The sequence below is a fragment of the Sodalis sp. RH15 genome, from assembly GCF_047324255.1.
Lineage (GTDB): Bacteria > Pseudomonadota > Gammaproteobacteria > Enterobacterales > Enterobacteriaceae > Acerihabitans > Acerihabitans ligni.
On sequence record NZ_CP178738.1, the window covers coordinates 2939050 to 2963949 of the forward strand.

Sequence of the window (24900 nt, forward strand, 5' to 3'; positions counted from 1 at the left end):
CCCCGGTGGCATCGGCCTGCCGTTAAATCAGTTTATCCATGGTGATGGGCAAATCCCGGACCCGTTTGCCGGTGGCATGATAGACGGCATTGCCAATGGCCGCCGCCACGCCGACGATACCCAATTCGCCCACCGCCTTGCCCCCCAGCGCCGTGGCCCGGTAATCGGGCTCTCCCACGTCAATGGTAATGATGTCCGGCACGTCGGCGTTAATCGCCACCAGGTAATCCGCCAGGTTGTTATTGATGACCCGGCCATGGCGCGGATCGATAACGCCTTCCTCAAGCAGGGCCTGCCCCAATCCCATTACCATGCCGCCGATCCACTGGCTGCGCGCCAGCTTCGGGTTGTAGAGCCGGCCGCTGTCCATCGCCGCCACCATGCGTTTGACCCGGACGGTGCCGAAATCCTCATCCACCCGCACCTCCACAAACTGCGCGCTCCAGCTGTGGGCGGAGACGCCGGGGACGACGGAATGCGTCGATTGTCCCAGCGAGCTGACGATAGCCTCGCGCTCTTGCGCCGACGTTCCCTCTTTAAAGGTATCCGCCATCACCTCCAGGCTGTCCATATGGGCCGACCGCAGTAATTCCCCCAGGGCAATCCCCCGTCCTGGTCGCATGGCCGGACGGACCTCGCCGTCCGCCACCGTCAGGTGGTTTTTGTCCATTTGATGCAGCGGCGAGGCCGGCTGCTCCACCGCCAGGGTAATTAACCGTTCACGCATCATATTGGCGGCTTTGCTTACCGCGCCCATCAGATTGCCCGCCAGCTGTGAGCCGCCCGCCACTCCCGCCAGGGGTAGCTGCGTATCCCCAAGCTGTACGATGATGGTCTCGGACGGCATCTGCAGCACCTCCGCCGCCGCCTGGGCCAGTATGGTATAGGTGCCGGTACCGATATCCGCGCCGGCGCTTTGCACAATCAGCTGCCCGTCCTGGCGCAGGATAAGCTTCGCCTCCGCCGGTATACGGTTCACCGGATAGGTGCCGGACGCCATCCCCCAGCCGATAAGCTCATGTCCGTCACGCATGGATCGCGGGGCAGGGGTGCGTTTTTCCCAGCCGAAGGCTTTTGCTCCCGCTAGCCAGGCGTCGCGCAGATGATGGGTGCTCCAGGGAAGATTCGACTTGAAGTCGTGATCGGGCCAGTTGCGCAACCGCAGTTCCAGCGGATCGATACCCAGGGCATAGGCCATTTCGTCCATCGCCGTCTCCAGGCCGAAGGCGCTGGGATTCTCCCCCGGCGCGCGCATCCAGCCTGGCGTCACGGTATTCAGTGGCACGACCCGGTGGCGGGAATGGACATTGGGTATGGCGTACATCAGCGCGGTGACCCTGTTGCAGGCCTCGATGTGCACATCGTGCAGCGAGGTTTCATTGAAGCTGTCGTGGATGACAGACAGGATTTTACCGTCCCGGGTCGCGCCCATCTCCAGGTTTTGCGACGTGGCCGGCCGTCCGCCCAGACCGGTAAATACCTGCGGTCGGGTGAGGGAGACCTTGATGGGTCGCTTAAGCTCGCGGGCCGCCGCGCAGGCGAGGGCAACGTGGGTATAGGGCACCGGTTTGGAGCCGAAACCGCCCCCCACATAGGGCGAAACGATATGGACATCGGCCTTGTCCATACCCATCCACTGGGCGATTTCGGTTTTCGCCCCGGCCACCCACTGGCTGGGCTCCCATACGGTGAGGCGCTCTCCCTGCCACTGTACCACGCAGGCATGGGGCTCCATGGGCATATTGTATTCACGGGGAGTGGTATAGGTGCCGCGGATGCGTACCGCCGCGCTGTCCATGGCCTGCCGGGCATTGCCCACATCGATATTCAGCGGGTCGAGATTCTTCGGCGCGGCGCGGGCATCGTCGGCAAACACAATGGCCGGGGTCTCCTCATAGTCGATTTCCACCAGCGACGCCGCATAGGTGGCCTGCTCAAAGGTCTGCGCCACCACGATGCCGATATTTTGTCCGTTGTGGATGATGATATCATCCTGAATGGGCGTGTAGGTGGATTGGGCCGCGCCGCCTTTGGCAATGGGCGTCGGCTTGTTGATTTTCAATCCGCTTTGGTGGGTGTAAACCGCCAGCACACCCGTGGACCGCCGCGCATTATCCGCATTCATGCGGGTAATACGCCCGCTGGCGATAGTGGACTGAATCACCACCCCGTACACGACGTCCTCGGGCTGGTGCTCAACGGCATAGGTGGCCTCGCCGCATATCTTAAGCCGGCCGTCGCCCCGGGAACGGGCAACGCCAACGCCTTGGTACTTTTGTTCGGCTGCGCTGTCGGTTGCCGAAGCCTGCTCCGCCCCCTGTGCGCTGCCAAGCCGCAGGCCGATGCCGCCGGCGGCGGATATTACCGCGGTGGCCTTCAGCAGATGACGGCGCATGGGGTTTGTGGGTTGTTGGCTCATGACTTTTCTCCCGGGCTGGGCTGGCCTGCGGTTAACAGGGCGCGGGTAATGACGCGCGGGGCCAGGACGATTTTAAAACGGTTATGTTCCAGCGGCCGGGCATCGGCGGTAATCAGCGCCGCCGCCCGTCTTATTTCATCTTCATTGAAAGGTTTGCCCCGTAATGCCGCCTCCACGGCGTGCGCGCGCCAGGGTTTGGTGGCGACGCCTCCCATGGCGATATGGATATCGCGAATCACCGTTCCGTCCAGATCCAGACCCACCGCCGCGCTGGCGGCGGCAAATTCGTAGGAGGTGCGATCGCGCACTTTCAGATAATGGGAGCGCCGCAGCGCCGGCACGATGGGCACTTCAACGGCGATAATCATCTCGTCGGCGGCCATATCGTGCTCTTTATCCGGCGTATTGCCCGGCAGCAGATAAAAACTGTCGATGGGAATGCGCCGTTCCTGCCCCGCGGCATTGCGCAAAATCACCCGTGCGTCAAACGCCGTCAGCGCCACGGCAAGATCGCCGGGGTAGAGCGCGACACAGCTCTCGCTCACCCCCAGGACGGCATAATTGCGGTTGATGCCGTGCAGCGCCGAACAGCCGGATCCGGGGCGGCGTTTATTACAGGCGCTGAAGGCGCCGGGGTCACGGAAATAGACGCAGCGGGTGCGTTGGCGCAAATTGCCGCCGATGGTAGCCATGTTGCGTATCTGTGGTGAGGCCGCCTGCCACAGGCTCTCATAAATCACCGGCGCCTGGCTTCGGCAGCGGGCATCGGCCGCCACCTCGCTCATATGCGCCAGTGCGCCGATGCGTAGGGTATCGGCGCTGAAGGTAATGTCATTCAGGCCGGAAAGATGTTTGATATCAATGAGATTTTCCGGGGTTTCCACGCCGCACTTCATCAGATCGAGCTGCGTGGTGCCGCCGGCGATGAATCGGCTGTTGACGCCGCCCGCCTGTGCGATGGCATCATCAATATTCAGCGCCCGATGATAATTGAATTCATTCATACCGACTCCCCCTTGATGTCCTCTGCCGCCTCTTTAACGGCATCGACGATATGGGGATATGCCCCGCAGCGGCAAATATTGCCGCTCATGTATTCGCGGATTTCCCCATCGGAACCGGTGTGGCCCTCTTTGATGCAGGCAATGGCCGACATGATTTGTCCGGGGGTGCAGTATCCGCACTGGAAGGCATCGTGTTTTAAAAAGCTGGCCTGGACCGGATGCAGCGTGCCGTCGCTCTTGGCCACGCCTTCGATGGTAGTGACTTGCCGGTTATGCGCCTGCGCCGCCAGGGTAAGGCAGCTTAATACCCGCTCCCCGTCAAGATGCACCGTACAGGCTCCGCATTGCCCCTGATCGCAGCCTTTCTTGGTGCCCGTCAGCGCCAGATGCTCTCTCAGTACGTCAAGCAGCGTCACGCGGGGATCCAGCGTGACGTCAAAATCTCTATCATTTACATTGAGATGCAACGGGATGTTTTTAGCCATGATGGTCTTCCAGTCAGGATAAAGTTGAATGATTGCCGCAATGCTTAAAACGAAGGGAAACAACGGATGGTGACAAGTAACGCCGTGCTGAGATCCTAAGTGTATATGCAGTTTTCACCGGCCGGGTTGCCTGTTATTGCAATTGTCTTGCCTGATTTTTGTTTTTTTTGCTTCCCCGGCGCGGCAGGCCTCGCCCCACGCCGGGCCCACGGCCTGTCCGCGCCGCGGGTGTGAAATGCGCTTCGTATAAACTATAATGACTTATCAAAAGGGAAAATTATATTAAGGAAATATGAATGAAAATAATGATGTGTTAGCTCGGTATAACCGGATGACGGGTATATTCATTTAATCTGAAAGTGAGTGCAGACATGTCGGAATTAATGAGCGTCATTGATAAACGAAATAAAAAAATGATAGGCATTATTAATCGGCTGATTTCCGGGGACGGCGTATTCACCACCCGAATGCCCGAAATTAATTTTATACGCTCCTCAAAGCATATTCCGCGCAGCGCGGTAATGTATGAGCCATCCATTGTTATCATTTTGCAGGGAAAAAAGATCGACACCATGGGTGAACGGCTTTTTATTTATGACAAAAATGAATATCTTACCCTGACCATTCCAATGCCGTTTGAATGCGAGACGATAGGCTCGCCGGACGAGCCGCTGATTGGCATCCTTATCAAGGTGACCCCTACGCTCATTACGGAAATATTATTACAGATGGATAATCCTTCCTTAAGCGGCGAGGATATCGAATTCATTTCAACCCAATCCCTAACCATGCATCAGTCAGGCATACTGGTAAGATTGGTGGAAAGCCTTGAGCATAATGAACCGGCCAGAATACTGTCGCAAAATATCCTGCGGGAGTTTCTGTATAACATTCTAATGGAAAAAAGCGGCGATAATCTCAAATTTTTGGCCCTGAATAAAGGAAGGCATGGCCAGATAGCCAAGGTATTAAGCCAGATGCACGCCCATTACGCGAATAATTTCGATATGGCCGACCTGGCTAAAGAGAGCGGAATGAGCGTGTCGGCTTTTCATTCCCATTTCAAGGCCATTACCCATTCCACGCCGCTGCAATATCTTAAGGAGATCCGCCTGCATAAAGCGCGCCTGATGATGCTGCATGATAATATGACCGCCTCCCGGGCCGCCAGCATCGTTGGTTACAGCAGCAATTCCCAGTTCAGCCGGGAATTCAAACGGCTGTTTGGCGATGCGCCCACCATCGATTCCGCCAAAACGAAAAGAATCTGGCTCAAGGAGAAAAGCGGATGAATGCAGGCCGACCGGAACAGGGTGGCACCGGGTTAACATCCGGTTTTATTTGAGCATGTCCGCCAGTTCATCCGCGCCCTTGTCAATGCCCACCTTGGCGGCGCTCAGCGAACCGACGCTGGCGCCGACGTTGAGGGCATTGGGATACTGTTTGGCGACATAGGCGTTAAGCAGGCGGCGAGTTGAAGCATCCGAAATTTCCACGGCGTAGTTCACTGAGCCGTTCATCAACCCCTCCTTGCCGCGAATGGACTGAACGATGTTATAGGGGCCGCCGGCCAAATCGAACTTGGTAAAGGTACCGATCACCGGCGTGGTGGTCTTGGCGCCGGTGAGCGTCAGTTTTACCCGCAGGGTATCCAAAGAGGGGATGGTGACTTCCCTGAAACGGGCCCGCAGTTTTTCACTGAACTGATTTTGCATGTAGTGGACCAGCGCTTGCCGGTCTGACGGGTCCATATCGCCAAACTGGTTGTCCGGACCCTGATAGAGGGCAACGGGTTCAATAATGATGCTGGTGTATTTTTTCCAGTCCACCGGCTCCGCGTAACGGTAGGGAATGCGATCCGATGCCTCATCGGTGTTGGGTCTTAACCGGGAAGATGAGTCAAGATTTTGATAGCGGGCGGGGGGCGTTGATGAACACGCCGCCAAGGCGATGCACAGAATAAGAAGCGCGGGTCGAGATTTCCTGAAGGTTGTTTGCATTTGAACGGCCCTATTATGAAAGAAGACAATGATGGCTATTTTTTATTAATGAACCAAACTGTACGGTTTAGTTTTGCATTGATATGATTTGTTTGTCAAGAAAATGTACACTTGGGTTTATTTATGTCGCAGGAGAAACCATGAAGGTTCGAACGCAGGCCCGCCGCGAGGCCATTGTTGAGGCTGCCGCCCGGCTCTTTCAGGAAATGGGCTATGAACGCGCGTCGATGAATGAATTGTCCAAACGCCTGGGCGGCTCCAAAGCCACCCTGTACAGCTATTTTTCGTCCAAAGAGGAGCTGTTCACCGCCGTTATCCATGCCTATGCCACTCAGCACCTGACCGAGGCGGCGGAAGAGCTGACGGCTTACAACGATAAGACGGAAACGCTGGAAGACAAACTGATGCGTTTCGGAAAGCGGATGTTGAAGGTATTGGTAAACGACAACAGTGCGTTATCCGTTTATCGCATGGTAGTGGGAGAGGCCGGGCATTCCGATATCGGGACGCTGTTTTATGAGTCCGGTCCCAGGGCAAGCATTGAAAAATTATCGGCATTGCTGGCCGGCGCCATGGATCGTGAGGAGCTGCGGGTGGGCGATCCCTACATCCGGGCATTGCAGTTTCTGGCGCTGTTGACCGCCGAGACCGAAGTCCGCATCTATCAGCGTCAGTCCCAGCCGGTCAGCCTTGCCAGAATCCATGAGATGACCCGCTGCGCGGTGAATCTGTTTCTGTATGGCGCAGCACCGCCGGCGCGCCCGGCGCCGGCAAACCTGAAATAACCCGGAGCGATAATCAGCCGCTGGCGTGTTAAGGAGAATAACCGGCATCATGGCGATGCCGGTTATTCCTCAAAGGTGTTGAAATACCTTTGCGGCGTTTCCCCCAGGGTTCGCCTGAACATGGCGATAAAGGCGCTGCCGTTGAAATAGCCCAGCCGCTGGGCTATCTCCTCGATGGTGCGGCCCTGCGCCATCAAACTGATGGACTCCATGATTTTGAGCTGTTGCCTCCATTGGGAAAACGTCAGGCCGGTATCATGGCGAAACAGCCGGGACAGCGTGCGCGGCGTGGCGCCGACCCCGGCGCTTAGCTGGTCCAGCGTATCCTCGTTACCCAGGTCCGCCGTTAATATCCGGGTAACGGCGCACAAACGGCGTTCGCGGGGAAAGGGGAGGAAACCCGCCGTGGCCGGCGCGGCGGCGCTGAGTTCATGAAACAGCAGCGGCAGCATCAGCCGGTGGCGCTGATAATTGATTTCCTCCGGTTCGTCGGGGGGCGTCAGCGCCTCAATGAGATAGTGCACCATCTTCGAGATGAGAATGACGCAATAATCCTCCACCTGCTTGTGGCCGGGATTTTCCGGTAAATAGAGATTGTGGGTTACGGCATCGCCCAGCGCATGGATCTGGTGCGGCAATTCCGAGGGGATCCACAGCCCCCGATAGGGCGGCAGCGTCCATATGCCGGTGGCGGTGTGAATTTTGATCGAGCCCCGGCTGGCGTAGGTGAGCTGGGCCGTTTTATGGGAATGCCATACTTCGGATTGCAAATGCGCGTAGCGATAGGATATAAACGAAACGCACTCCCCGGCGGAGGCCGCGGGGACGGACGGGCGAACAGCGGGTAACCCCGCCTCTGCAAGGCTCGCGTTGTTCTTCATGATCGGGGATATTTATCCTTAACGGTATTGTGCTGCTGATTCATCACATCCTCTTTGGTACCGGCCGGCGGCGGGGTTGTTTCACACCGCCGCCCCGGCGCCGGAAAGCCCCTTCAAGAGCGCTCCTGGAATAATCCGCTGAATAATGCCTGAAATTTTTGTCCGGCGGCGCAGGTTTTAGGACAACTTTCGTCCTGAAAAAAGGGTGGCGCCGGAACACACCTTACAACGGACAACCTTCACCTTTCAATAAGAAGAAAAATCATTATCATTCGCCTTCAAGTCTAGGCTGTGACAACGGGCCGCAGAGTCTGTACGCCAGTGAGCATTCTTTTCTTAAACAGGCAGGAATCAGGCAGGGTTGAAGGCATGAGTAAGTTAACATCAAGGCAATCCGGGGGGTTCCGGCCCCGGCGGCAATGGACGGTAGGATTTAAATTAAGCGCACTGGCCCTGGCGCTGGCCGGCGCACCGGCATTCGGCGCCGAGCAGACCGGCGGCGAGGGCAATACAGCCAGCGTGATGGTCGTGACCGGTAAACCTGACGGTACGTCAATACCGGTGGCGAAATCGGCGACGGGCGCCACCAAGACCGATACTCCCCTCCTTGAAATCCCGCAATCCGTCTCGGTGGTGAACAAGGAACAGATGACGGCGCAAAACGCCCAGACCGTCGCCCAGGCGCTGCGTTATACCGCGGGGGTGCGATCCGAAATCCGCGGGGATTCCACCGCCGGCGCGCCTTACCTGTTTAGCCGGGGCTTTTATCTGGAACAATTCCTCGACGGTTCGAGAATGCCCAGCGACACCAGTTTCGGCTATGCCATTGCCAATTTTGATCCCTACGGGCTGGAACGTATCGAAATCCTGCACGGACCGGCTTCCGTTCTTTACGGACAGGTGAATCCCGGCGGCGTGGCGAATCTGGTGAGCAAGCGTCCCACCGCGACGCCGGTACATGAGGTTTTTACCACCATCGGCAGCCACAATCGCTACCAGGCCGGTTTTGATCTGGGGGGAAAACTCACCGATGACGGCAGGCTGCTTTATCGGCTTACCGGCACGGGACTGGACAGCGATACCCAGGTGAAGGATACCCGGCAGAAACGGCTGTATATCGCCCCCGCCGTGACCTGGCGGCCCAATGACGATACGTCTCTGACGATACTGGCCAAATACCAGCGCGATCCCGACGTCGGCTATTATAATTTCGTCCCGGCGGCGGGCAGTCTGTTCAACGCCGCCGACGGCAAGATATCACCCCATACCAATATGGGCGCGCCGGGCTTCGATAATCACTCCAGAACGCAATATTCGGTAGGCTACGAATTTGAACACCGCCTGAATAATGTTTTCACCCTGCGGCAGAATACCCACTACAGCTATGTCAAAGATGATTTGGATAACGTATTCAGCAACGGCTTTGCGGCGGGATCCAACGATACGGTGAATCGCTATGCGTTTTTCAATGATGAGCATGCCAAGGTTTTCACCATCGACAATCAGGTATTGGCGGATTTCGATACCGGGCCGGTATCTCATACCCTGCTTACCGGCGTGGATTTCCAGCGCATTTTATACCGGGAAACCGTAGGGCTGGGGGCCGCGCCGACGCTGAATGTATTCTCGCCGGATTATGGCGATATCGCCGCCCCGGCCACGTCATCGGACGATTTTATCCGGCAAAAACAGCTCGGGGCCTATAGCCAGGATCAGATGAGCTTCGGCAACTGGCGCTACCTGTTGGGCGTGCGTGAAGATTGGGCGGACGCCGACGATGTCAATCCCGTCACCGCTTCCTCCACCGCGCAGTCTTCCCGTGCCTTCACCTGGCGCACCGGGCTGGTTTACCTGTTTGACAACGGTATTGCGCCTTATGCCAGTTTCGCCAAGTCCTTTACTCCTCAGGTGGGCGAGCTTTATGGCGGCGGTATGGCGAAACCCACCACCGCCAATCAGTATGAAGTGGGGGTCAAATACCAGCCGGCGGGCTCCGAGAGTTTTACCACGGCTTCGCTTTTTGATCTTACCGAGGAAAATGTCTTGACCGCCGACGCCGAACATACGGGTTTTTCCACCCAGGCCGGCAAGGTGAGATCCAAAGGACTGGAGCTGGAGGAACATGCCAGACTCACCGACAACCTGCAGCTGATAGCGTCTTACACCTATCTTCATGCCGTGACGGTCGACTCCAACGATTCTGCCACCACCCTCGACGGCGATAGCACGCCGCTGGCCGGGAAACGAATATGGGGCATGCCGCGCAATACGGTATCCACCTGGCTGGATTACAGCTTCCATAACGGTATTCTGCAGGGCTTCGGCACCAGCGCCGGGGTGCGCTACCTCAGCGCGAGCTATGACACCTCGAACACCATCCGCGTGCCCTCGGTGACCCTGTTCGACGCAGGCGTGCACTATGACACGGGACAACACTGGCTGTTATCGCTGAACGCCATGAATCTGTTCGACCGCCATTACGTCGCCTCCTGCTATAGCGCCAATACCTGTACCTACGGCGACGGCGCGGAAGTGCTGGCCACGGCCCGCTACCGGTGGTAAGGACGATGCTCCCCCGCGGCGGCGCGCGCCGCCTTCAGCCGTCGGCGGGCTGAGACCATGCTGCGGCGCGGATTCATCAAGACGCTGGCCCTGTGGCTGCTGACGCTGCCGGCCATTCCACGGCGGGCCTGGAGCGGGATGCAGGCGGCGGGCGACGTCACGTCGCCGGCGCCCCGGCTGGCGGTATTGGACTGGGGCCTGGCGGAAACGGTGCTGGCGCTGGGCATAACGCCGGTGGGCGTGGCTGAGATCGATGGCTACCGCGATAACGTGGTAATCCCCGCCATACCCGCAGGAGTAGCGGATGTGGGGCTGCGCCTCGCGCCCTCCCTCGAGTGGCTGCAACAGCTCGCGCCGGACTTCATCCTGATCAATTCAAGCCAGGAGGCGCAGCGGGCCATGCTGGAGCGCATCTGCCCGGTGCGCGCCTTTGCGGTTTATACCGACCAGGGCGCGCCATTGTCCCATGCGCAGCGGATTACCCTTGAACTGGGACGGTTATGCCGGCGGGAAGCGGCGGCCGGCGAACTGATTGCCCAGACCCGCCAAACCCTTGCCCGCGCCGGCGCCGAGCTGGATTCGTCTCGACGGCGCCTGGCGTCGGAGCCCATTTATCTGATTCGATTTTTCGATGCTCTGCATATCGGCATTTACGGCGAGCGCAGCCTTTTTCAGGACGTCATGGATGCGCTGGGCGTCAAGAACGCCTGGCGCGGCCCGACGGACTATTGGGGCATCGGCGTCGCCGGACTGGAGGCCTTGGCGGCGCGGCAGGAAGCGGCCATTGTCTATTTCACCCCGTTGCCGGCGCCGGTGGCGGCGGGTTTGCAAGGCAACCGGCTTTGGCAGGCGCTGCCGGCGGTAAAACAGCGTCGGGTTTATGGGCTGGCGCCGTTTTGGGGATTCGGCATGCTGCCTTCCGCCGGCCGTTTCGCCCGTGAGTTGGCGGCGGCGCTAAAAGCGCAGGGGAATGATAACAGCCCGGGCGCCGTGGGAGAAACCGCGAAATGAGCGGCGTTTTCCGTGCCGGTACCCTCCGGATATCCAGGCCGTGGCCGCTGTTGCTGATAGTTTTGGCCTTCGCCGCCGGCGCGGTTCTCAGCCTGGAAAACCTGTCGTTGATTCTACCTGTTTCGCGCTGGTGGCAGACCTTTCTTTCAACGCCGGGGCAGGATATCAGACATATCATGGTTTTTGACGGCTGGCTGCCGCGGCTGGCTATCAGCGTCTTGTGCGGCGCGGTGCTGGGATTGGCGGGCACGCTTTTCCAGCAGGTGCTGAAAAACCCGCTGGCGGAACCCATGACCCTTGGGGTGAGCGCAGGGGCGCAGCTGGCGCTCACCCTGTTTACCCTGTGGGCGCCGGCGGTCATGCTCCATCATCCGCAATGGGCGGCCCTCGGCGGCGCCCTGGCGGCGGCTTTTATCGTTCTGGCGCTATCCCGGCCACGGCAGTATGAGCCCTCGGCGGTATCGGTGGCGGGACTGGTGGTCACCCTGTTTTGCGGCTCCGTCATCATGGCCCTGCAACTGCTGTATACGCCCTACCTACACAGCCTGTTTATCTGGGGCGGCGGATCGCTGCTGCAGCAGGATTGGCGCAATGTCGCCGTGCTGGGCCTGCAGTTTCTGGCCGGAATGTGCTTCGCCTTTCTGCTGTTGCGGCCGTTGACGGTATTGGCGCTGGGGGACGGCCACTCCGGCAGCCTGGGACTGGGATCGGGAACCATAAGGATCGCCGGCTTTACCCTGGCGGTGGCGCTCAGCGCCGGCGTGGTGAGCGCGGTGGGCGTTATCGGCTTTGTCGGGCTGTCCGCGCCGGCCCTTGCCCGGCTGGCGGGCGCGCGGCGGCTCAGGCAGCGCCTGATTGCCGCGCCGCTGTGCGGAGCGCTGGTGCTCTGGCTGACCGACCAGACGGTGCAGCGGTTTTCAGCCATGACGGGAGATATTCCCACCGGCGCCGCCACCGCCTTGTTCGGCGCCCCGCTTATGCTGCTGTTGCTGGCGCGTTTTCAGCCGGCGGCGTCCGGCGTGGAACCCCCTTATGCCGGCGCCTCTCTTCAGCGGCCTGGGGATCCGGGTATTTATCGCCGCTTTGCGGCGCTGGTGTTATTGCTGGCGCTGGCGATGGCGCTCTCCCTTGATTTTGGCCGCACGCCGGGCGGATGGCATTTCACCGCCTTGCACGCGCTGCCGCAGGTGTCCCTCTGGCGCGTACCGCGCGCGGTGGCCGCCATGGCCTCAGGCACGATGCTGGCCGTGGCGGGGGTCTTAATCCAGCGGCTGACGGGCAACGCGCTGGCCAGTCCGGAATTGCTGGGGGTCAGCGCGGGAGCGGCCCTCGGACTGGTGGCCCTGTTGCTGTATCAAGGGGACGCATTGCCTATCCTGCGCCTGTCGGTCTCCACCCTGGGCGCCCTGGCGGCGCTGCTGGCCATTCTCTCTTTCGCGCGACGAACGCGGTTCTCACCCCAGCGCATCCTGCTGGCGGGCATTGCCGTCAGCGCGTTGCTGCAGGCCGTTGTCGCGGTGGTGGTGGCGGGGGGAGGAGATCGCGCCGCCGCGCTTATCGCCTGGCTTGCCGGTTCCACCTATTCCATCGGCCCCGCCGAGGCGCGGAATGCGCTGCTGCTCTGCCTGCTGCTGTGCCTGGCGACGCCGTGCTGCCATCGCTGGCTGACCATTTTACCCCTTGGCGAAATGACATCCACCGCGCTGGGCGTGGCGACGCCCCAGGCCAGATTGGCGGTGTTGGGATTGATTGCCCTGCTGACGGCGGCGGCGACGCTGGTTGTCGGTCCCGTGTCGTTTATCGGCCTCACCGCGCCGCATTTTGCCCGGCTGATGGGCGCGCGGCGGCCGACGCACCAACTGCTGCTGGCGCCGCCGCTGGGGGCTCTGATGCTGGTGGCGGCCGACTGGCTGGGACGCACCCTGCTGATGCCCAGGGAACTGCCGGCGGGCCTGGTGGCGACGCTGCTGGGCGCGCCCTATTTGATGTGGCTATTGATGCGGCGGCGCTGACGGGGAACGGGCTCACCCGGCTGCAGCTTGGCATGGGGGGCGTCATTAAGAGATTGCCTTGGTTGAAATCGTCACATTACCGAGAATCTATCAGGAGCTGAAAATGAAGGAAGCCGATACCGGCGCTCCGGCATCAACTATGATGGCGGAAGTATTACGATTGCTTAAACCCTTCTGGCCGGTGGTGGCCACGGCGACCCTGCTGGGCATTGTGGGCGGGCTGACCGCCACCGGCCTGTTGGGACGCATTAACCAGACGCTGCAGCGGGGCGAACTGACGCCGGGCTTCTGGCTGGACTTCGCCGGACTGCTGTCCGTCAGCGTGGCGGGCACCTCCGTCGCCGGCGTCCTGAACAGCCTGATCGGCCAGAAAATCATTGCCTCGCTGCGCAAGGACATTTCGTCGCGCATCCTGCGCGCGCCGCTGGATGCCATCGAGCGTTACCGCTCCCACCGGCTGTTGGCCACGCTGAATAATGACATCGATACCGTCAGCGCCTTCACCTTTAATTTCTCGACCTATGCCATTGCGCTGGCGATGGCGCTGGGAGGACTGGTCTATCTGTTATGGCTGTCCCGGACGCTGTTTGTTTTCTCCGTGGCCTTTCTTGTCGCCGGGATGCTGTTGACCGCGTTTTCGCGCCACGGATGGATGAAGGATTATGAAGGGGTGCGGGATGCCCAGGATGATTTGCAAAAGCAGTACCGCGCCATCATTGAAGGCGCAAAAGAGCTGCGCATCAACCAGGACCGCCGGGCGCGGGTTTTCGGCATCCAGCTTGGCGGCGCCGTGGACGCCATCGCCCGGCTGAAAAGCCATGCCATGGGCCGGTACTGGCTGATGAGCGGCGCCAGTACCGCCTTGCTGTTTATCTTTATCGGCATCATGCTGACCGCGCGCCGGCAATTGGGAATTGATTCCGCCGATGTCAGCGCCGCGGTCATCGTCCTGTTGTTTATCAAAGGCCCGATGGAGCAGTTGGCCGGCGCCCTGCCGGTCATGGGGCAGGCCTTCGTCTCGATGAAAAAACTGGCGGCGCTGTCCGCGGCATTCAGTAATCCCGAGCCGGATATCTCGCTGGCGCCGCCGGCGGTGGGGGAGCCTGTGTTATCGATGAACAGCCTTGCTCTCGAACAGGTGGGGTATACCTTCTTGCCGGACGGCGGGACGGGTTTCTCCCTCGGACCGGTGAGCCTGGATATCCGCGCCGGCGAGATTCTGTTTATCGTCGGTAAAAACGGCTCCGGCAAGACCACCCTCATTAAGCTTCTGCTGGGGCTGTACGCCCCGGACCGGGGTCGGATCCTGTATAACGGGCAGCCGGTAACCGCGGCCGGCCGGGATGCGTATCGCCAGCTGTTTACCACCGTGTTCGCCGATTATTATCTTTTTGACGAAATCCTGGTGGACCCGGTTCGGGCGCAGGAGAGCCAGCGTTATCTGGAACGATTGGATCTTGCCCGCAAGGTCCGGATTCAAAACGGGCGTTTTTCCACCACGGACCTCTCCACCGGCCAGCGCAAGCGGCTGGCCCTGCTGCAGGCCTATCTCGAGGAGCGCCCGGTTATCGTGTTCGATGAATGGGCGGCGGACCAGGATCCGGTGTTTCGGCAGGTGTTTTACACTGAACTGCTGCCCGATCTCAAACGGAGGGGAAAAACGCTTATCGTCATTTCTCATGACGACCGGTATTTCTCTGCCGCTGACCGGATTATTTATATGGCAGACGGCAGAATAGCAAAATAACCCCAGCGCAATCTACGGTGGAACGTGCCACCGGCTTAAGTCATACCGAACTCTGCCTACTGACAAATCTCGACGCATAAAAATGAGTCAACTGTGGCGCTGCCCTTGGCTGACATGAATATCTTTTAAGCCGACTGACCCGGGGATAGCGGGCTTAGCCGGCTTTGATGCGCGCGGGTAATGGTCTTAATCGACGTATTTAAGCCCGGCCTGTTGCAGCATGTCCCGCATCTGATACATATCCAGGCCTAGCTCCCCTTTGGCGAAGCGCTCCCGTTTTCCCTGTTCGTTATCTTCGCGTTTTTGCGCCGCATCGGCGGTCTGGGCGGCGATTTCCCTCGGCACCACCACCACGCCGTCGTCGTCGGCAACTACCACGTCTCCGGGGTTTACCAGCGCGCCGGCGCAGATAACCGGCACGTTAACCGATCCCAGGGTCGCCCTGGCGGTGCCCTTGGCGCTGATGGCGCGGGAAAATACCGGAAAGCCCATTTCACGCAATGCGGCCACATCGCGGACACCGGCTTCGCTCACCAGTCCGCCGGCGCCATGGGCGCGGTAAGAGGTGGCCAGCAGCTCGCCGAACATGCCGTCTCCATTCTCCACCGTACAGGCCACCACCACAATATCCCCTTGCCGGATCTGTTCCGCCGCCACGTGCAGCATCAGATTATCGCCGGGCTGGGCCAGCACCGTCACCGCGTTGCCGCATAAGCGGGCACCGGCGTAAGCGGGGCGGATATGGGATCGCATCAGCCCGGTCCGCCCCATGGCCTCGTGCAGGGTGGCCACGCCAAAGTGACTTAGCCGCTCGACTACCGCAGGATCCGTACGTTCAATAGTGCGTTTAACGATGCCCAAGGCATTCACACGGGTTTGCATAGTCTTTCCTTATCGGCCCTGGGCCGACAGTAATGAGTCCAGCCGGGGATAGACCCGGCGCGCATTGCTTTCGAAGATGAGTTTTTTTTCAGTGGCGGTGAGCGCCGCCGAGTCGATATAGCGCCGGGTGTCGTCAAAGGCAAAACCGGTAAGGGGATCGATACCCCGCACCGCGCCGATCATTTCCGAGGCGAACAGTACATTTTCCACCGGGATCACCCGGGTCAGCAGATCGATGCCAGGCTGATGATAGACGCAGGTATCGAAGAAAATATTCTTCAGCAGCTTGCTGTGGATATCATCGATGTGCATGGCCTGCGCCAGCCCGCGAAAGCGGCCCCAGTGGTAGGGCACCGCGCCGCCGCCATGGGGAATGATAAAGCGCAGCGTCGGAAAATCCGTGAACAGATCCGAGGTCAGGCACTGCATGAACGCCGTGGTATCGGCGTTAAGATAATGCGCGCCGGTGGTGTGAAACGCCGGGTTGCAGCTGGTGCTGACGTGGATCATGGCCGGCACGTCATATTCCACCATTTTTTCATAAATCGGATACCAGTAGCGATCGGACAAGGGCGGCGCCGTCCAATGGCCGCCGGAGGGATCCGGACTGAGATTCACCGCCACGAAACCGTAATCCCTGATGCAGCGCTCCATTTCCTCAAGGCAGGTGCGGGTATCGGCGCCGGGGGACTGCGGCAGCATGGCGGCGCCGGCGAAATGCGCCGGATAAAGCTGCGTGACACGGTAACATAATTCGTTACAGACCGAGGCCCAGGCGGCGCTGGTGGCGGCATTGCCGATATGATGGGCCATAAAGCTGGCCCGAGGCGAAAAAATGGTCAAATCAATACCCCGTTCACGCATTTTGAGCAGTTGGTTGCTCTCGAGGGTATTGATGATTTCGTCGTCGGAAATCCGTACATCCGCGGTATCGATGGTGATGGCCGGGTCGGTGAGGGCGGCGATTTGCCGTTTGCGCCATGTCTCCAGTCCCTCCGGCGCGGTGGTATAGTGTCCGTGGATATCGATAATCATTGAATACGTTCCATAGCAGTAGGTTTATCACTCTCCATCACGATATTGCTCAGGTCGCGTCCGCGGGTTTCCGGCAGCAGCATGGCGGCGATCACGACAATCACATAAGATGCGCAGGCGCAGATACCCATGGCCGGCCCAAGATCCATCTTGATGCTCAGCAGCCCCACCAGGGTAGGCATGACCGCACCCAGCGCGCGGCCGGCGTTGCCACATAAACCCTGGGCCGAACCGCGGACGCGGGTGGGGAAAAGCTCGGCGATGAACGCGCCGGTGCCGGCCGCGGTACCCGATTGCAGGGTCCCCAGCACGAATCCCAGCAGCAGGGTGATGGTGAGATTGATGGGCGCCATGGTATACACGCCCACCGCGATGGCCTGCAGACAGGCGATGATAATAAAGGTTTTGCGCCGCCCAAGGGCGTCGGCCATCCAGCCGTTCAGGAAGGCGCCGGCGAATGACCCGAGAATATTGATGGCCAGATAACCGCCGACGTTGTTGATGGACAGATGTAAAACCAGCTTCAAATAGGCCGGCAGCCAGGTGATCATGACGTAATTACCGCCATAGATCCCGAAGGTCAAAAGGATGGCTTTGAAGGTCGTTCCGCGGAAAGAGGGGGCGAATACCTCCCAGATATTCCGGGATTGGCCTTTTTCGGCGGCCTGCTCTTTTTTGTAAATCGGCGCTTCTTCGATATTGCGCCGAATCCACAGTACCAGCAGCGCGGGAAGAATGCCCAGAGCAAACAGGATTCGCCACACGATAGCCGCGGGAAAGTAGTCAAACAGCAGCGTGGCGAGGATCACGGTGATACCGTAGCCGAGGGCCCATCCCGCCTGCAACGCCCCCACCACCCGGCCCCGTACCTGCGGGTTGATGGTTTCGCTTATCAACACCGCCCCCACCGCCCATTCGCCGCCGAACCCCAGTCCTTGCAGGCTGCGCGTCAGCAGCAACTGCCAGAACGAGTCGGTAAAGGCCGAAAGGAAGGTGAACAGTGAAAACCAGGCGATGGTTACCTGCAGTATTCTGACCCGGCCGTAGCGATCGGACAGAATGCCGGCAACCCACCCCCCCAGCGCGGCCATGATCAACACGGTGGTGCCCAGTATGCCGGCCTGGCCTTTGGTCATGCCCCATAAGGCAATGAGCGTCGGGATGGACAGGGCATACATCTGCGTGTCCATGGCATCAAGCCCCCAGCCGCTGAAGCAGGCCCAGAAGGTACGTTTTTCCACTTTATTAAGGGATGTGAACCATTGAAACATCATTATTCCCGCCTTACTTGCCTCAAGAGCCGTGCCAGAGTCAGGCATCGCTTCACCGCTATCGAGGGCAATTTTCCAAGGTTATGTCGTTTTACTTAACAACGGCGTGGATACCGCTTCGCTCTGTATCGAACTCCCACCGCCTAAGCACGTTTCAACAAGGGATATTTATCGCGGCCAGCATGGGCGAGCCGTCGCCCCCTAGCCGTTCGGTGGCACGGGCCGCGATATCAAGCAGCGCCGGGCGATATTGCGTCATCAGCGCCATATCCAAACGGCTCACCGGCGCGACAATGCCTACCGCGCCGATGAGCTTTTGATCCGAACCGAACACCGGAGCCGATATGCCGGAGGTCTCTTCATCCCTTTCCCCCACCGAGGCATAGGTATAGACGTGGCGAACACGGTCGTAGAGTTCGCCGGGTTCGCCGGAAAACGCCAGCAGCACGCGCCCGCCGGCTCCGCGATCCAATGCCTGTATGTCGCCTTGCTGGACATTGACCCGCACGGAAAACTGCGAATTGATGCGGAACAGGCACAGGCGATGATCTCCTTCGCGGATGTGAAAAGAGACGGTTTCACCGAGCTGTTCATTTAATTCGCGCATCAGGGGCAGCAGGACATCGCTGAGATTGAGGTTGGCGAGGTAGTGGGTGCCCAGGGAGAAGGTGGCCGATCCCAGGCTGAAGCGGCCGTCTTCGAGGCGGATCATCAAGCGATGATGGCAGAGTGCGGCGGTGAGCCTGAGGACCGTACTTTTGTACAGGCCGGTGCGTTTGGAGAGTTCGGTGAGGGTTAACGAGCTGTCCTGCTTTTTAAAGGCAAAAAGCAGCGCTACGGCCCGATCGATTACGTCTACGCCGCTGGGGGTTACGCCTATGGGCTGCGGGGTATTTTCCGCTTTTTCGGCCATTGTGAGACTCCATTTGTTCTGTCTGATAGAACTCAATATCATCTGATAGAACAATTATAGTGGAGCTCACGGAACATTCTGTGGTTCGCATCACAAGAAGAGGTATTGGCACGGTCTCCCTTTAACAGGTTCGTTGCACGATGGGAGATAGCGGGCCGGCCTGTCGAGGCTCAGCGCTGTAAGAAGATCTGCGGTCTTTGGTTTTCCTGATTGAGCTGTACGCTGACATCGGCTTGATACCAGCGGCGTAGCTGCGGTTCCGTCAACACGTCTTGGGGAGTGCCGGCGGCAACCAGGCGGCCTTCGTGCAGCAGCAGGATCCGGTCGGACCATAGCGAGGCCAGATTCAAGTCGTGCAGTACGCAGCACACCGCCAGCCTGCCGTCCTCGGTCAGACGCTTGAGCAAACGCAGTACATGCTGCTGGTGATAGAGATCCAGCGCGGAGGTGGGTTCATCCAGAAACAGCCAGCCGCGCGGGCCGTCTTGTTGCCAAAGCTGCGCCAAAGCCCGCGCCAGCCGGACTCGTTGCTGCTCGCCGCCGGAGAGTTGGCGAAATTCCCTTTGCGCCAGCGGCCGGCAGCCGGTGAGAGCCATTACGTCGTCAACAATGTCGGCATCGGCGGCGGCGGACCAGGGCGCACGCCCCATGGACACCACCTCGGCGACGGTGAAAGGGAAGGTGAGGGCGCCTTGCTGGCGCATAACCGCCCGCTGGCGGGCCAGCTGCGCCGAAGGCCACTGGTGGAGCGGGGTGTTATTGAGCAGGCAGGTGCCTTCGCTGGGGGGAGTATAACCGGTCAAGACCCGCAGCAGGGTGGATTTTCCCGCGCCGTTGGGGCCAATCAGCGCGACGAATTCGCCGGAGGCCAGCGTCAGCGACACCTGGCTTAACAGCGTGCGCCGGGCGATATGATAGCCGACGCCCTCGGCCTTGAGCAGAGGACGGTCTGTGTCGCAACCGCCGGATATGTCAATGGCTGGGAGGCTATCGGCGCGGCCAAGGTCTGACATGTCCGTGGAGGATGGGCTATCGGCGCGGCCAAGGGCTGGCCTGTCCGTGGAAAGGGTCGGCGACTTAGGCATGGCGAAGGGGTTTTTCCTTGAGGATCAGCCAAAAAAACCAGGGGCTGCCGAGCAGGCTGGTGAGCAAACCCACCGGCATTTCCGCCGGCAGTACCAGCGTGCGCGCGGCGGTGTCCGCCGCCAGCAAGAGCAGGGCGCCGGCCAGCGCCGACCCCGGCAATAGCCAGCGATGATCGGCGCCAAGCCACATCCTGACGAGATGGGGAACCACCAGTCCGACAAAACCGATAATGCCGCTCACCGCCACGGCGGCGCCCACCAGCAGCGCGCTGGACAGCAGCAGCAGGCGCTGGGTGCGCCGCACGTCGACGCCGAGATAATGGGCTTCTTCTTCTCCCAGTTGCAAAAGATTCAGGCGGCGGGCCTGTTTTTGGATAACCAGCATGGCGGGCGCCAGCAGCGTGGCCAGGACAGCCAGTGAGGTCCATTGTCCCTGGCCGAGGCTTCCCATGCCCCATAGGGATAACTGCCGCAGTTGCCGATCGCTGCTGAGCCAGGAGAGGACGCCGGTGGCCGAGCCGCACAGCGCATTGATGGCGATACCCGCCAGCAGTAAACGTGACAGCGTCCCACCGCCGGCGCGGCTGAGGGAAAATATCACCAGCGTGACGAGCAGGCTGCCGCAGAAGGCGGCGAGGGTTGAAGAATACAAGGCCACCAGCGGCGGCAGGGAGAGGGGCAATACCACTGAGCAGGCCACCGCCAGCGCCGCGCCGCTGCTGATGCCCAATAAACCGGGATCCGCCAGGGGATTGCGGAACAATCCCTGCATCACGCCGCCGGCCATCGCCAGCGCCGCCCCGATCAGCACCGCCAGCAGTACGCGCGGTAAACGGATATTCAGCCAGATGTGCCATGTGGCATCGTTAAACGAAGTGCGCCACAATAACGGCAGGGAGATGGGTACCGCCCCCAGATTTGCCGCCGCCGCCATCAGCAAAATCAGCATAAACAGCAGCAGCAACAGACGGCGGAGCGTCATCGTATGGCTTCCGCGCTGCGGCGAAGCCGGGCGATGGCGGCCGGCGTTGACGGGCCGAAGCCCAGCAGCGCCATGTCATCCACCGCCAGCAGCCGATGCTGTTTACCGGCGGGGGTCATCGCCAGTCCGGGCAATCGCCAGAGCTGCGCCTCGCCGCCGAGGGCGTCGATGCCGTCGCGGCTTATGACCACCAGATCCGGCGCGCTGGCGATAACCCCTTCCTGGGACAGGGTTTGATAATGAACAAATCCCTGCATGGCGTTTTGCAGACCGGCGGCGTGAATGGCCGCATCGGCCGCGGTCTGTTGGCCGGCCGCCATGGCCGTCATCCCGCTGTGGCTGAGAATAAACAGCACTTTCACCGGCAGCGGCGACGCAGGAATGGCGGCCAGTTGCCCCTGCACCTGTTGTTGCAGCGCCTTGCCCTGCCCAGGACGGTTCAACGCATCGGCCACCACCGCAATCTTGTGGGCAATGGCCGAGGCAAAAGCGTCTCCCGGCACTGTGACCACTTTCACGCCGTTGTCCGCCAATTGTTCCAGCACCAGGGAGGGCTTGGCCTGCTCGCTCACCAGCACCAGCGTCGGCCGCATGGCCAGGATCCCTTCCGCGTTCAGCTGCCGCAAATAGCCGATATCGGGTAAAGTCTTCACCTTTTCCGGCTGCAGACTGGTGCTGTCCCGCGCCACGACTTCGTCGCCGGCGCCGAGATCAAACACGATTTCGGTGACATCGCCGCCGATGGTGACGATACGCGGCGCCGCCAGCAGGGAGCAGGGCAACGCCAGTAGGACCAGCAGCCAGCCTTTCATGCCGCCGCTCCCCGGGCGGTCAATAACCCGATTTGCGACCGCCACCGCGTTTGCTCCGGCTGTCCTTCGCTGCGCTGGCCGAAAAGCTGTGCTATCTGCGTGCCGTCGGCGGCAAACAGTTCCAGGCTGGTGACCACGCCGCCGCCGGTGGGTTTGCGGGTGACCCAGCTTTCCGCGATCCGGTCTTCCATCAGGTGCAGGGTAAACTCGGTGTTAAAGACGTTGATCCAGTTCTGCCAGGGGGTCACTTTCTCTATCACGCCGGTAAAGATCTGCACGCAGCCCCGGTTGCCGACAAAAATCATGATTTCGTTGCCGTCCTGCCGCGCCGCCTCAAGAATTTCCCTCAGCGCCTGGTTGTCCACCCGGCAGGCCAGATCTTCGGATACGGCGCGGAACGCCTGCTGACGCGTCAGGTTATGCCGCTTGAGCAGGTTGAAAAACTGATGGACATCGGTCATCTCCCGCCACTCCCGCTCCAGCTGCGGCGGGGCCTTGGCCTGTTCATTGGCGGCGGGCGGGGGAGCGAGGACCAGCGGCGGATTGTCCGCCGAGGAGAACCGGCCGATGCATCGATCCCAGTCCGCCATGCGGGTCTGCGCGGTGGCATAGACTTTCAGCACCGCGTCGCCGTGACCATCGTAAAACTGAATGCTTTGACGCTCACCCCGCGCCGTTTGCTCGTTGACAAAAAATGCGCTGGCCCACTGCGCGGGAAACAGTCGCAGATCCAACCCCCGCGGATTGAGCACCAGCCCGCCGTGCTCACCTATCCGCCAGTGCTGATAACGGCCAATCTGTTCATGTACCGCGTACTCATTACGGGTAATGGACTTGGTCTCATCCACGGCCTCCAGGGCCGCCAGCATCGCGGGCACATCAAGGCGAAGCCGTCTGGCTTCGGCGCCGACGCGGGCATGGGTCAGCTCTGCCTCGCTGATATTCATCAGCCGCGCCACATCGCGGGCGTATTTATGCGGATGCAGCGCTTTGAGTTGCAGATAGGTCTGATAGCGATGGTTCATGACAACGTCCTTTATTCATAGGGACCGTCGCAACGGACGGTAAATGGCTCAATGAATATCATTAACCGGCAGCCTCTGAGGGCAACGCCGGCAGTAAAAAAAGGCAAATGTTATGGGAATGTTTCAAGATAATAATTTTAATGATAATGATTACAATTATCATTGTCAATCTCGGCCATCGTAAGAAATCAGTGGGGATATCGACAGGAGAGTGTAGTGATAACGCTAAAAAACCGTAACATGCGCTTTAGCTAAGCTCTTAGATTATCAGTCTATTCTTGTCATGGAGCGCGCAAGGCTCCGTCGCGGCGTGAAAAGTATCTCAGATCAATAAAGGGCTTTTTAACGCCCGGTTAAAGGAGAATCCTCTTGCAATCAGGGACATTAATAATAATGATTATCATTCAATTTCCATAAAATATGATTGGATAACAAGATGTCGATGGATTTAACCCCTTTCTTTGCCCGAGAAGGCCAACAGCCGTTCGATAACCGGGTGATGGCGATGCCCTGGCGCAATCAACGCCCGCTGGACGGCGACAGTATCAGCCAGGGATGGCGGCAATTACGGCAACGCACGCTGCCGGCGCGTAAGCGTCTGCTTTATATCCATATTCCGTTCTGTGCCACTCATTGCTCGTTTTGCGGGTTTTATCAAAACCCGTTGAAATCGGACAGTACCGCCGTCTATACCGAGTGTTTATTGAGTGAACTGCAGCTGGAAGCGGACAGCCCGTTGCACCAGTCCGCACCCATCCACGGGGTCTATCTGGGGGGCGGTACGCCCACCGCGCTCACCGCCGCCGAGTTGAACAGGGTGATTCGCCGCATTCGCCACAGTCTGCCCCTGGCGCCGGATTGCGAAATTACCGTCGAAGGCCGTGTCCTCAATGTTGATGATGAACGCCTGGATGCCTGTCTGGATGCGGGCGTCAACCGATTCTCCATCGGCATCCAGACATTCGACACCCGCATCCGCCGCCGGATGGGGCGCATCTCCGATGGCGAGACGGCCATCGCGTTCCTTGAACGGCTATGCCGGCGCGATCGGGCGGCGGTGGTGTGCGATCTTCTGTTCGGGCTGCCGGGGCAAACATTGTCAAGCTGGCGGGATGACCTGAAGATTATCAGTGAATTACCCTTGGATGGCGTGGATTTGTATGCCCTGAATGTATTGGCCGGCACGCCGCTGTATAAAGCGGTGGAAAATGGACGGACCACCCTGCCGGATGTGACGGAGCGATTGGCCTTTTACCGTGCCGGCGCCGATGTGCTGGCCGGGCAGGGGTGGCATCAGCTAAGCAACAGCCACTGGGCGAAGACCAGTCGTGAACGTAATTTGTACAACCTGCTGATCAAGCAGGGCGCGGATTACCTGGCGTTGGGCAGCGGCGCCGGCGGCAGCCTGGACGGACAGGCCTATATGCTGGAACGTAATCTGGAACGCTACTATCAGCGGGTCCGGCTAGGAGAAAAACCCATCGCCATGATGACGGCTCCCCATGCGCCTGAACCCTGGCAGCACCAGCTTCAGGGCGGCATCGAAACCGGCCGGGTGGCGCTATCCGCCTTGACCGACCACAGCGATGCCTTGCGCCCGCTGCTGAGCCAGTGGCAGCGGGCGGGGCTTATCGTGGACGACTCTTCCTGTATGCGCCTGACGGTGGACGGCCGTTTTTGGGCCAATAATCTATTACAGGCATTGCGGCTGCTGATACCGCGGCTGGCAGACGAAGCGGATCGGTAGGCCTCTGCCAGCGAGAGGGCACCAGCGCCGGATACATCACAAATGATGTCTGAATGTAACCATTGTTGTTTTATCGATAAGTAACGGCAAGAAAACGGTAAGCGTAAAAAAATCGTCTTTGAGATTGATATTGAAAATCATTATCATTACTATCTTTCATCTCAGACACGTCATTTAGAAAATAGATCTTGCCGGCCATCACCGGACGTAGAGAAATATTGCCATTATCCTTTTAATAATTG

General features: G+C 59.6%; 20 protein-coding genes. 7 read left to right on the top strand and 13 right to left on the bottom strand.

Features of this window, described 5'->3' with window-relative positions; all coding sequences use genetic code 11:
- Window positions 1-22: 22 nt before the first annotated feature.
- Genes ACL2XO_RS13535 through ACL2XO_RS13545 form a run of 3 tightly spaced genes read right to left on the bottom strand, consistent with a single transcriptional unit; the run spans window position 23 to window position 3908 of the window.
- Window positions 23-2419, bottom strand: a complete 2397-nt coding sequence (locus ACL2XO_RS13535) for a xanthine dehydrogenase family protein molybdopterin-binding subunit (RefSeq protein WP_413724290.1) — start codon at window positions 2417-2419, stop codon at window positions 23-25.
- The gene (locus ACL2XO_RS13540) at window positions 2416-3423 is read right to left on the bottom strand and encodes an FAD binding domain-containing protein (protein ID WP_413724291.1); all 1008 of its coding nucleotides are present in this window, start codon (window positions 3421-3423) and stop codon (window positions 2416-2418) included. The genes ACL2XO_RS13535 and ACL2XO_RS13540 overlap by 4 nt, the downstream gene beginning before the upstream one ends.
- Entirely contained in the window at window positions 3420-3908 is a 489-nt protein-coding gene (locus tag ACL2XO_RS13545; protein WP_413742945.1) for a (2Fe-2S)-binding protein, read from the bottom strand. The genes ACL2XO_RS13540 and ACL2XO_RS13545 overlap by 4 nt, the downstream gene beginning before the upstream one ends.
- Before the next feature lie 371 nt (window positions 3909-4279).
- Between ACL2XO_RS13545 and ACL2XO_RS13550 the strand changes: the two genes are divergently transcribed.
- Window positions 4280-5200, top strand: coding sequence for an AraC family transcriptional regulator (locus ACL2XO_RS13550; RefSeq protein ID WP_413742946.1), 921 nt, complete (start codon window positions 4280-4282; stop codon window positions 5198-5200).
- A 45-nt stretch (window positions 5201-5245) separates the two neighbouring features.
- Here the strand turns inward: ACL2XO_RS13550 and ACL2XO_RS13555 are convergent, their stop codons facing one another.
- Window positions 5246-5908, bottom strand: coding sequence for a DUF3313 domain-containing protein (locus ACL2XO_RS13555; RefSeq protein WP_132921837.1), 663 nt, complete (start codon window positions 5906-5908; stop codon window positions 5246-5248).
- A 140-nt stretch (window positions 5909-6048) separates the two neighbouring features.
- On the opposite strand from ACL2XO_RS13555, the gene ACL2XO_RS13560 reads away from it, so the two are divergent.
- Window positions 6049-6693, top strand: coding sequence for a TetR/AcrR family transcriptional regulator (locus tag ACL2XO_RS13560; RefSeq protein ID WP_413742947.1), 645 nt, complete (start codon window positions 6049-6051; stop codon window positions 6691-6693).
- Window positions 6694-6755: 62 nt separating this feature from the next.
- Here the strand turns inward: ACL2XO_RS13560 and ACL2XO_RS13565 are convergent, their stop codons facing one another.
- Window positions 6756-7574 (bottom strand): AraC family transcriptional regulator, encoded by an 819-nt coding sequence (locus ACL2XO_RS13565; protein ID WP_413742948.1) that lies wholly within the window; start codon window positions 7572-7574, stop codon window positions 6756-6758.
- A gap of 369 nt (window positions 7575-7943) precedes the next feature.
- On the opposite strand from ACL2XO_RS13565, the gene ACL2XO_RS13570 reads away from it, so the two are divergent.
- The 4 genes from ACL2XO_RS13570 to ACL2XO_RS13585 all read left to right on the top strand — a co-directional run bounded on the left by ACL2XO_RS13570 (window position 7944) and on the right by ACL2XO_RS13585 (window position 14906).
- The gene (locus tag ACL2XO_RS13570; protein ID WP_413742949.1) at window positions 7944-10136 is read left to right on the top strand and encodes a TonB-dependent siderophore receptor; all 2193 of its coding nucleotides are present in this window, start codon (window positions 7944-7946) and stop codon (window positions 10134-10136) included.
- 57 nt (window positions 10137-10193) lie between these two features.
- On the top strand, window positions 10194-11147 hold the full coding sequence (locus tag ACL2XO_RS13575) for an ABC transporter substrate-binding protein (RefSeq protein WP_132921833.1): 954 nt from the start codon (window positions 10194-10196) through the stop codon (window positions 11145-11147).
- Complete coding sequence (gene fhuB / locus ACL2XO_RS13580; RefSeq protein WP_413742950.1) at window positions 11144-13159, top strand: Fe(3+)-hydroxamate ABC transporter permease FhuB; 2016 nt, start codon at window positions 11144-11146, stop codon at window positions 13157-13159. Before ACL2XO_RS13575 ends, fhuB begins: the two co-directional genes overlap by 4 nt.
- A 103-nt stretch (window positions 13160-13262) precedes the next feature.
- A complete protein-coding gene (locus tag ACL2XO_RS13585; RefSeq protein WP_413742951.1) occupies window positions 13263-14906 on the top strand; it encodes a cyclic peptide export ABC transporter in 1644 nt (547 codons plus the stop codon).
- Window positions 14907-15092: 186 nt separating this feature from the next.
- On the opposite strand, the gene ACL2XO_RS13590 is transcribed toward ACL2XO_RS13585, so the two are convergent.
- The 8 genes from ACL2XO_RS13590 to ACL2XO_RS13625 all read right to left on the bottom strand — a co-directional run bounded on the left by ACL2XO_RS13590 (window position 15093) and on the right by ACL2XO_RS13625 (window position 22911).
- Window positions 15093-15788 (bottom strand): 4-carboxy-4-hydroxy-2-oxoadipate aldolase/oxaloacetate decarboxylase, encoded by a 696-nt coding sequence (locus tag ACL2XO_RS13590; protein ID WP_132921830.1) that lies wholly within the window; start codon window positions 15786-15788, stop codon window positions 15093-15095.
- A 9-nt stretch (window positions 15789-15797) separates the two neighbouring features.
- Window positions 15798-16823, bottom strand: a complete 1026-nt coding sequence (locus ACL2XO_RS13595; protein ID WP_132921829.1) for an amidohydrolase family protein — start codon at window positions 16821-16823, stop codon at window positions 15798-15800.
- Complete coding sequence (locus tag ACL2XO_RS13600) at window positions 16820-18097, bottom strand: MFS transporter (protein ID WP_203521633.1); 1278 nt, start codon at window positions 18095-18097, stop codon at window positions 16820-16822. The genes ACL2XO_RS13595 and ACL2XO_RS13600 overlap by 4 nt, the downstream gene beginning before the upstream one ends.
- 151 nt (window positions 18098-18248) lie before the next feature.
- Window positions 18249-19007: an IclR family transcriptional regulator gene (locus tag ACL2XO_RS13605; protein WP_413724301.1), complete on the bottom strand. Its 759-nt coding sequence runs from the start codon at window positions 19005-19007 to the stop codon at window positions 18249-18251.
- A gap of 170 nt (window positions 19008-19177) precedes the next feature.
- Window positions 19178-20092 (bottom strand): heme ABC transporter ATP-binding protein, encoded by a 915-nt coding sequence (locus tag ACL2XO_RS13610; RefSeq protein ID WP_413742952.1) that lies wholly within the window; start codon window positions 20090-20092, stop codon window positions 19178-19180.
- The gene (locus ACL2XO_RS13615; RefSeq protein WP_132921827.1) at window positions 20085-21074 is read right to left on the bottom strand and encodes a FecCD family ABC transporter permease; all 990 of its coding nucleotides are present in this window, start codon (window positions 21072-21074) and stop codon (window positions 20085-20087) included. The genes ACL2XO_RS13610 and ACL2XO_RS13615 overlap by 8 nt, the downstream gene beginning before the upstream one ends.
- Entirely contained in the window at window positions 21071-21886 is an 816-nt protein-coding gene (locus ACL2XO_RS13620; RefSeq protein ID WP_413742953.1) for a heme/hemin ABC transporter substrate-binding protein, read from the bottom strand. The genes ACL2XO_RS13615 and ACL2XO_RS13620 overlap by 4 nt, the downstream gene beginning before the upstream one ends.
- Window positions 21883-22911: a hemin-degrading factor gene (locus tag ACL2XO_RS13625; RefSeq protein ID WP_413742954.1), complete on the bottom strand. Its 1029-nt coding sequence runs from the start codon at window positions 22909-22911 to the stop codon at window positions 21883-21885. Before ACL2XO_RS13625 ends, ACL2XO_RS13620 begins: the two co-directional genes overlap by 4 nt.
- 436 nt (window positions 22912-23347) lie before the next feature.
- Between ACL2XO_RS13625 and hutW the strand changes: the two genes are divergently transcribed.
- A complete protein-coding gene (gene hutW / locus ACL2XO_RS13630; RefSeq protein WP_413742955.1) occupies window positions 23348-24658 on the top strand; it encodes a heme anaerobic degradation radical SAM methyltransferase ChuW/HutW in 1311 nt (436 codons plus the stop codon).
- The last annotated feature ends 242 nt before the right edge of the window (window positions 24659-24900 follow it).